This is a genomic window from New Jersey aster yellows phytoplasma (genome assembly GCF_002554195.1).
GTDB lineage: Bacteria > Bacillota_I > Bacilli_A > Acholeplasmatales > Acholeplasmataceae > Phytoplasma.
Genome location: NZ_MAPF01000062.1, coordinates 1 through 8,033, shown reverse-complemented (window position 1 = coordinate 8,033; position 8,033 = coordinate 1). Strand labels below are relative to the sequence as shown.

General features: G+C 25.8%; 7 protein-coding genes and 2 pseudogenes. 3 read left to right on the top strand and 6 right to left on the bottom strand.

The window, feature by feature from the left end:
- The first annotated feature begins 125 nt into the window (after window positions 1–125).
- The 3 genes and pseudogenes from BBA70_RS03280 to BBA70_RS03270 all read left to right on the top strand — a co-directional run bounded on the left by BBA70_RS03280 (window position 126) and on the right by BBA70_RS03270 (window position 2,294).
- Window positions 126–1,091 (top strand): annotated as a pseudogene (locus BBA70_RS03280) (IS3 family transposase).
- Window positions 1,092–1,765: 674 nt separating this feature from the next.
- Window positions 1,766–2,113 (top strand): hypothetical protein, encoded by a 348-nt coding sequence (locus tag BBA70_RS03275; protein ID WP_049749270.1) that lies wholly within the window; start codon window positions 1,766–1,768, stop codon window positions 2,111–2,113.
- A gap of 16 nt (window positions 2,114–2,129) precedes the next feature.
- A complete protein-coding gene (locus tag BBA70_RS03270; RefSeq protein WP_011412889.1) occupies window positions 2,130–2,294 on the top strand; it encodes a hypothetical protein in 165 nt (54 codons plus the stop codon).
- A 549-nt stretch (window positions 2,295–2,843) separates the two neighbouring features.
- Here BBA70_RS03270 and BBA70_RS03265 read toward each other — a convergent pair.
- The 6 genes and pseudogenes from BBA70_RS03265 to rpmB form a co-directional block, all read right to left on the bottom strand.
- The gene (locus tag BBA70_RS03265) at window positions 2,844–3,809 is read right to left on the bottom strand and encodes an HD domain-containing protein (RefSeq protein WP_049749269.1); all 966 of its coding nucleotides are present in this window, start codon (window positions 3,807–3,809) and stop codon (window positions 2,844–2,846) included.
- Between the two features lie 161 nt (window positions 3,810–3,970).
- A complete protein-coding gene (locus BBA70_RS03260; RefSeq protein ID WP_011412886.1) occupies window positions 3,971–5,194 on the bottom strand; it encodes a CCA tRNA nucleotidyltransferase in 1,224 nt (407 codons plus the stop codon).
- A gap of 256 nt (window positions 5,195–5,450) precedes the next feature.
- A complete protein-coding gene (locus BBA70_RS03255; RefSeq protein WP_252861649.1) occupies window positions 5,451–6,038 on the bottom strand; it encodes a nucleoside deaminase in 588 nt (195 codons plus the stop codon).
- A gap of 58 nt (window positions 6,039–6,096) precedes the next feature.
- Window positions 6,097–6,725 (bottom strand): annotated as a pseudogene (locus BBA70_RS03250) (thymidine kinase).
- A gap of 133 nt (window positions 6,726–6,858) precedes the next feature.
- Complete coding sequence (rpmE, locus tag BBA70_RS03245) at window positions 6,859–7,131, bottom strand: 50S ribosomal protein L31 (RefSeq protein ID WP_011412883.1); 273 nt, start codon at window positions 7,129–7,131, stop codon at window positions 6,859–6,861.
- Window positions 7,132–7,301: 170 nt separating this feature from the next.
- Complete coding sequence (gene rpmB, locus BBA70_RS03240; protein WP_011412882.1) at window positions 7,302–7,490, bottom strand: 50S ribosomal protein L28; 189 nt, start codon at window positions 7,488–7,490, stop codon at window positions 7,302–7,304.
- Window positions 7,491–8,033 lie beyond the last annotated feature (543 nt).

The window sequence follows — 8,033 nt, the reverse complement described above, 5'->3', positions numbered from 1 at the left end:
AAAAGAAGAAGAAAAATAAAAACCCCCCCAGTTGCGCGCTACCCCCCTTTTTTTAAATAAATATAATCATTCAGAGTTATAATGGTTATGTATATGATATAAAAAAAGGAAACAATATTTAAATCATGAAAAAAATAGCTAAAATAATAGAAAAAGAGAAACAAAAAAATAAATTATTACAAACTCTAATGAAAAAAAACCAAAAAACTGATAAAAAAACTGTTTTTGAATTAGTTAAATAATTTAATCAAAAACCAAATTTAACAACCATTTTAAAAACTATCAAAACCAAAAGAAGCACTTATTATTATTGGTTGAAAGTCGAAAATAAAATAAAAGCCAAAAAAGAAAAATACTTATTACAACAAAATCGCATCAAAGCTTTATGTTTACAAGAAAAATATTTTTGCGGTCATCGTAAAATCACTGATTTATACCAAAAAACTTTTAACGAAAACATTACCAAGAAAAAAATTTATACTATTATGAAAGAAAACGGTATTTTTTTGTCGTTTAAGAATTAAAAAAATAAATATTATTATAAAAATAATTTAAAAGCTAAATTAAAAGTGGTAGACAATTTAATTAATCAAGACTTTATATCAACTAAACCCATGAAAAAACTATTTACCGACATAACTTATTTCAAAACTCCCCAAGGATTTTTATATTTTTCTTGTATTATTGATTCTTTCAACAACCAAATTATCGCTTCCCACACTTCCAAACATCAAAATAAAGAATTAGTTTTAAACACCATCCAAAAATTACCTCTATTAAAAGAACCTTGTATCATTCATTCCGACCAAGGCACAGTTTATCAATCACAAAAAGTCCAACAAACACTAATTAAAAAAGGTTTTTTAATCAGCATGTCGAGAAAAGCTACTCCACGTGATAACACTGTAATTGAAAACTTTTTCGGCCAAATGAAAACTATCTTACAACATCAACATCCTTTTTTATTTCAAAAATCACCTGAAAAAGTTAAAAAAATAATCAATTATTTCCCCAAATTTTGGAACAATCAATGGATTTTAGCTAAATTAAATTATTCATCACCTTCTCAATATTGTCAAAATTTTAGATAATAGTTTTTTATTTCAAATTTTCAACCTTGAAAAAGGTTACTTTTTGCGCATTTTTTTAATCAAAATAACATAATTACGTAAAAAAATAATTATAATTTCATTTTCTTACCACTTTTTTAACTTTTTTTACTTAAATATATAGTGTAAGGGTAAAATATGACAAAAAAATATCTTTTGAAACTAAAGAATTATTAAAAGTTTTAGAAACTTTTTGAAATTTAAAAAAATATTTCTTTAGTTTGAAAAGATATGAAATTATCTACTTAATTTTAAGTCTTAAAGAACAATTTTAAAGACAAAAGTTGTCTAAAAAAACGGAACAGCGCACATTGACCTCCTTTGCTAAGGTAAATTATTACACAGAAGGAACAGTTTAACTTCTTCTAGCAAAGCTGATATTCTAATATATGATTTAATATTCATGTTCTTAATTATCAAAACGAAATTTTAAAAACTCACAATAAAGAAATGTTTGAATATGTTCAATCCTTTTATTATTCTAAATGCGGACTTTATAACAATAAAAATCGCAATCCTGTTTTGAAAGACTTATAAGATGTCAAAAATACATTCTAATTTAAAATAGATAGTCAAAATATTTTAGTTTATTAATATTGTTATTTATTCAATTCTACAAACAACATTATAAAGCAAAAACAAAAAAGGAATTAAAAATGGAACAAATAATTAAAATTTCAAGCCCTTTTCAAAGAGTGTTTGATGCTCTTGTTGAAATTAAAGATGATTTTTTGCAATATAACACTAAATTAGAGATTTTAATTGAACAAGAAGTTCAACCCCAATATCAATTGTCATGTAATTACGACTTAAAACAAGGTTTGATTGATACTAATATTGGTAATAATTTTTATACTATGCAAGGATATAATCAAATTTACAAAACCACAAAAAGAAGGAAACTTTGCCTTTTAACAATGGTAAGCTCCTTATTTTATCCTAAATATGGATTATACGTTCACGAAGCAAATACATTGGTTTTAGGGCAAAAAATAAAATATTGAACCCCATAGAGAAGATGTGTTTGTTATTTTAACTGCTAAAACAGGAACTGAGACACACCCTAAAGTTACAATCCTTAAACAAGTTTTAAATGACAATCATTATAGAAAAGTACAATTTTTACATGTTGGCATAACTCAAGATTATATTATGGTAAAAGACCAGAATGAGTTAAGAGAATGAATTCAACAAAAATGGTTATAATCAAATTATTAACATATTTTGAATTATAAGCGCAAGAAAGAAATAACAAATGTTTGATGCTAAAAAACACGAAATAATTATTGAACATTATCACAATCCTCAAAATCAAACTTATGCTAAACTCACAGGATATATTCAATTTGAAATTTTTTTATTGTGGTAATAAAGTTATTATTCAATTAAAATTTTGATAACAATAAAATTTATAGATATTAAATATGAAGCCAACATTTGTTCTAATTGTGTTGCTTCTGTCGGTGTTATGTTAGTTTATTTACAACATTTAACCAAATTACAAGTCTTAAATAAAACTAATCATTTTATGGATATGGTGCAAAATCAAATTTAAGATGATGCTTTTCTTAATTCGGATCTAAAAGCATTTGATATAGTTTATAAATTTCCAGGTAAAATTAATTGTGTTTTATTGCCTTGGCAAACTTTTCAAGAATTCTTACTTGGATAATTTATTACAAAACTTTTAATGTTTCATATTATACAAATTTTTGTAATTAAGAAAAAACAAAATTATTCATCATCATTATTTTGATCTAAATCTAATGATTTATAAAAACCTTTTCTTTCTAAAACAGGGATGGGTTCTGTAAATGTTTGGGCATCGGTTTTTTGTAAAAATTCTTGTAAAGATGTTAATTTGCAATCGATATTATCTAAATACCAAAGTAAAAGAGCTTCTCCTATTTGTGGTCTTTTGGCAGCTCCATGTTCTAAAAGCCCATGATGAGAAATTAAAATATGTTTTAATAATAAAACTTCTTCTTTATCTTGTAAACCCAATAATTGGGCTTCTTTTTCCACTTCACAAGCACCCATGACTAAATGACCTAATAGCAAACCTTTTGGTGTATAATTTTTTTGTTCTAAATCTAGTTCTTTAATTTTTCCCATGTCATGTAAAATAGTACCTGCAAATAGTAAATCACTATTGATAAAAGGATAAATTTTTAAAAGAGATTCTGCCATTTTTAACATAGTTAAAGTATGATAACCAAGTCCGCCATAATAATTGTGATGAATTTTTAACGCTGCTTTGGAAATTAAAAATTTATTTTTGTTTTTGCAATATAAATTATAAGTAATTTGTTTTAAGACTTTATTTTTTATTTTATTTAAATAGCTTTCTAACTCGTCTTGTACTATTGCAAAAGAAATGGGAGAACATTCATAAAAAACTAAATAAGTTTCGTACAAAGTTTGCATATCTAATACATTGTAAGCTAAATTATATGTTTGATTCATCAAAATAAGTTCTTCATTTTTGAGAAGACAAATAGTTTTGAAATTATATATTTGTCCTTGGATAGGTGGTTTGGTTTGAGGTTCTAATTTTATGTTGATGTCGTTTTTTTCTTGTAATTGTAAGGTGATATTATAAAAATGAAGTCCTTGATTGATGCTTGTGACTTGGCCTGTAAAAAAGTAGATTTGCCCTTTTTGATATTTTGGTAAGTTGTTGGTTTGGTTTTTTTTCATACGTTTGTTTCCTATTGGTTTAGATTGGGATTGATAAAAATATGTTGATAATGGGAAATAGTGAGTTTGAATTATTACATTTATAAACAAAAAATAAATAGATGTTTATAATTTTGCTAATAATACAATTAAGTTCATTTTATTTTTATTCGTTGTTTTTTTTATTCTTTATCTAGGGTTTGATTTTTGCTAAGTACAAAATTAATTAATCTTTCTTTGATGTTGGGTATTTCTCTGTTAAGTACTTTGGTAATTAATTCTTTTTGTGTATGTTTAATCCATGTTCCTTTGGGTTTTTGGGGCAATTGTTTTAAGACTTCTTTCCAACTAAAATTAAGTTCAGTAATTGTTTTTATTGGTAAATGTTGATAAATATATTGCATTTTAGCTACTTCATAAGGTTCTTTTTGTAAAAGATAATTAATTTGATTAGCTAGGAGACAATTTTTTAATCCATGTTTAAATAAATTAAAAGTAATATTTTCCCAAAGATATAAACTTAAAGAGGCAATGTTTTGGTAGATTTTTTTCTTTTGTTTGGTAAAAGGAAAAGATGCAAGGATTTGGTTGTTTAGTAAAAGTGACATTGACCAAAAAATTCTTCTTTTTAATTTGTGGTGTGTTTGAATGTATTTCAGTTGAGTTTCATTTAAATAACCTAAACAAAGAATACTTTTGTATATTTGGGGTAAAAATAGATGGGTTTTGGTTTCTATCATGGTTTTAAAAGTTTGGTGCCAGTTTTTGTGAGTGATTATTTTTTCGAGGTGTTCATAGATTCTTTGAGAAGAAATTTTAGCTAATAAATGGTTTTTTTGGATGATAGCTTTTTTGGTGTTTTTTTCTATGCAAAAACATAGCTTAGATTGAAAATAAAAAGCTCTTAAAATTCTTAAAGGGTCTTCTTGAAATCTAATAAAAGGGTCTTTGATAGTACGAATTAAGCCTTTTTTTAAGTCTGTTTTGCCTTTTTTTTCGGGTGTGAAATCAAATATTTTACCAGTTTCATCCATTAAAAGAGCATTAATAGTAAAATCACGTCTTAAAAGGTCTTGATGGATGTTTTTAGTGAAAAAAATTTCACTAGGGTGGCGATAGTCTTTGTAAGTGCCTTCTTTTCTGTAAGTAGTAATTTCGAAAAGATATTTTTCAAAAGTTATTTTAAGGCTACCATAATTAATTTGTATTTGGGTTGTTTTTTTTGGGCATAAAAGGAGTTTTATTTGTTTGGGAGCGGCGTTAGTAGTGATGTCGATGTCTTCGTTGGCATTTATTTTGAGTAAATAATCTCTGACAGTGCCACCAACAATAAAGGCTTCGAAGCCGTTTGTTTTTAAGATAGTAATTATTTTTTGAGCTGTTTTTATTTGATTGGAATGTTTCATATTTTTGGCTTTTAGTAATATTTCTAATTTTTTTATTTTGTTCTTTTTGGTTGGTTTGTTGCCTTTGGTGAAAAAACATAGTTAAGATAAAAGTAAAATAGATAATAGATATAAATATTAAAGGTTGTTTTTTTAGTTAGTGTTTTTTATTATTTATTTTTTATTAAATATTATTTAATATTATTATTATTATTAGTGTTTTAATGTAGGGTGAATTATTTAGGATTAGAAAATATTTAAAATAAAAAGTATTTCATTATTGGCAAATTATTTTTTTGAAAATAAAAGACCATCGGTTGTGATGGTCTAATTGGGTTGTTATAAGAGTTGTTATTGTTTTGTTGCATTTTTTTATTTTTTTATTTGGATAGTAAATTATTTTTTTGATTCTTAGTTCTTGAAAAAATTTTTTTAAAAGTTGTATGCTTTCTTGAGCTAAAAGTCCTGATTGGATATTTAATTTATCCATAAAAGGCATATTTTGGATAGATGACATATCATTAAAAGAATATGATTTTTCAATGCTCGTGCCATAATAAAGGTTTTTGATTCCTGCTTGTATAATTGCTCCTGTACACATTAAGCAAGGTTCTAAAGTGACATAAAGAGATACATCATTTAAAAAACGGCTGTTTATTTTTTTGCCTGCTTTTATTAGGGCTAAAAATTCAGCATGTCCAAAAAAAAGTTTTTTAGTGTTTCTGTTATTATGAGCACGTGCAATTATTTTTTGGTTTAAAACAGCGATAGCTCCGATGGGGACTTCTTCTTTGAGGTAGGCTTTTTGGGCTTCTTTTAAAGCTTCTTTCATAAAAAAAATATGTTGTTGGTTGTTATTTTCCATATTTTAAGTATCAATCCACATTCTAAAAGAATTATTTAGATGAATTATTTTAGTGGAGTTATTTAGATTGGTTGGCGAAGTTTTTCCAGTTAACTTTTGTTTTGTCAATGTCTGCTAAACAATGGTGTTTTCGACAACGAGGTTCGTGGTATTCTTTTCCACCTACCAAAACCACAGGTTCATTACTTTGAGCAGGTTTACCTTCAATTAATCTTTGAGTTCGGTTAGCTTTTCCCCCACTTATAGCACAAATGGAAGTTAATTTAGTAACGGTGTCTGCAATTGCTAATAAATAAGGCATTGGTCCGAATGGTTTTCCACAAAAATCAAGTTCTAAACCTGATATAATAACTTCAATATTGCAGTTAGCTAAATAATCTACAATAGCGATAATGTCGTTATCTAAAAATTGGGATTCATCTATTATTACAACATTAATTTCGGGAGTAATAAATGTGAGAATGTCTTTGCTTTTGTCAATTAAAATAGCAGGAATATTGTTGCGATTGTGAGAAACTATCTCTTCTTTAACAGAATAACGGTCATCTATTCTTGGTTTGAAGGATAAAATTTTTTTTTGAGCTTTAATGCTTTATTTCTGCGTTGAATTAATGATTCTGTTTTTCCTGCAAACATTGGTCCGCAAATAACTTCAATAAACCCTTGCCCTTGTTCTTTTTGGGTCATTTTTTTGAACTCCTTTATAAATAAGATAATTTGATTTAGTTTTTTGGTTTTTTGTTGTGATAGTTGGTCCAAAAGAACTTATAGGGCGATTTGCTATTTTATTTTAAATATTTTTTGAATTTATTATTTATTTTTATTCTTGTTCTTCGGCGGGTTCTTTTTGGTTATCAGCATTTGAAGGAAATTTTTTAACTTTTTGGTCTTGGGTAATGCCATAACGTTTGTTAAATTTGTCAACTGGGCCTGCTTTAACTACAAAAGTTTGGACTCCGGTGTAAAAAGTGTGGCAATTAGAACAAGTTTCTATTTTGATGCTATTAACTGTGGTGCCAATTGGGTGTTGTTTGCCACAAGTCGCACAAGATACTTCGACTGTTTTAAATTGAGGGTGAATGTTTGCTTTCATGTGTTTAGAGCTCCTTATTATTTTTTTGATTTTATTTTTATTTTGTTATGTTTTATACGATGTGTTTGTGTTTTATTATTTATTTTTTTAATGGGTTTTTTTGAACTTTTGATTTTTTATTTTTGAGAAAATCAGAAAAAATAAAAAATCAAAAGAAAGTAAAGATTTTTTTAGGCTCTTTGTAATTTGAGCTTTTTTAAAGCCCTAGCAGAGATTTTTACTTTTTGAATCTTGCCGTTTTCGTCAATAATTTTTACATTTTGTAAGTTGGCTTTCCAAATTCTTTTAGTTGCGTTCATAGCGTGGCTACGACGATTACCAAAGAGGGTGGTTTTTCCAGTTATATAACATTTACTCATTGTTTTTCTCCTTTGTTAATTACAATATATAAATTATTATAACACAATAAGGGTTTATTTGTATGATATTTTTTTGCTTTTTTAAAAATAAATTTATTGTTGTTTATTTGGTTTGGAATAATTTTATATTGATGATAGGGATTTATCTTAATTGTAACATTATTTTATTTGATTGTTTTGTGCTATTATATTTGTATATTTATTTAATAATTTAGTAAAATAGTTTAAGCTTTTATTTTGGATATTGTATATTATGATATTTTTGTTTTGTAGATAAAAACTTTGTTTTTTAGTATATTTTTTGTTTTTTGATTAATTTTTATTTTATTTATTATTTTAATTCCTAATTATTTTTTTGCCTATTTCATTTTTATTAATCACATTTTTATCAAGGAGATATTTATGTTTGCAAAAAAAAATTTATTGATTGTCTCTGTTTGCTCCTTACTTGCAATGTTTATTTTCGTTGTTATTTTTTATAATTGTTGCAAGTAAATTAGGATATTTGATTTTTTAAAGTTGTTAAATAACCTAATTTTATCC